The 644-nt window shown below is 58.1% G+C and carries 2 protein-coding genes; both read left to right on the plus strand.

Features of this window, described 5'->3' with window-relative positions:
- On the plus strand, positions 1-302 hold a 302-nt coding region (locus tag D3D02_RS18200), incomplete at its 5' end, for a universal stress protein (RefSeq protein ID WP_147435706.1).
- A 93-nt stretch (positions 303-395) separates the two neighbouring features.
- A partial coding sequence (locus tag D3D02_RS18205) for a heavy-metal-associated domain-containing protein (RefSeq protein ID WP_199723176.1) occupies positions 396-644 on the plus strand: 249 nt, incomplete at its 3' end.

The following is a 644-nucleotide window of genomic DNA, read 5'->3' on the forward strand; positions in this document are numbered from 1 at the left end:
TAATCGATGTAGAGGCCGGTGGCTTGCCAGTCGCAGAGGACTGGTACGATACCGCCCAAGAGCGGGCGACCGAGATTCACACGACTGCGACGGATCTCGCGGCGGACCACGATATTGTGCTTGCTACAGTCACTGAAGTCGGGAAACCAGCGCGTGAGATTCTCGACTACGCTGCCGACAACGGCATCGACCAGATCGTTATGGGGAGCCACGGTCGGTCAGGTCTAGACCGGACGTTCCTCGGAAGTGTTGCCGAGACAGTCACTCGCCGAGCACAGATCCCGGTAACCATCATTGGATGAAAGCCTCGACTCGTGTGCCGGGATTAGGATCGGATGAATGCTCGTGGGCCCACCTCAAACGTGAAATCAAACCAACTCATAGGTACCGAGAACGTGGCTGTTACTGAATCTCCATCTCTCTCGACGTGTACGATCCACATTGAACGACGGGGTGGTCGGGGCGACGCGGGAGCACGGGCACTTGAACGACATCTCTGGCGTCTCTCCGGCGTCCACGATGTCGACGTCTCGTTTCGAACAGGGGACGCCCGGATCACCTACGAGGGGAGCGTCATCTCAGAAGAAACGATTCGAGACGCTGTCCGCGACCGCCACGTGTCGATTCAGGACGAATCTGAGACA

The sequence above is a fragment of the Halobellus sp. Atlit-38R genome (assembly GCF_003665925.1).
Lineage (GTDB): Archaea > Halobacteriota > Halobacteria > Halobacteriales > Haloferacaceae > Haloquadratum > Haloquadratum inordinatus.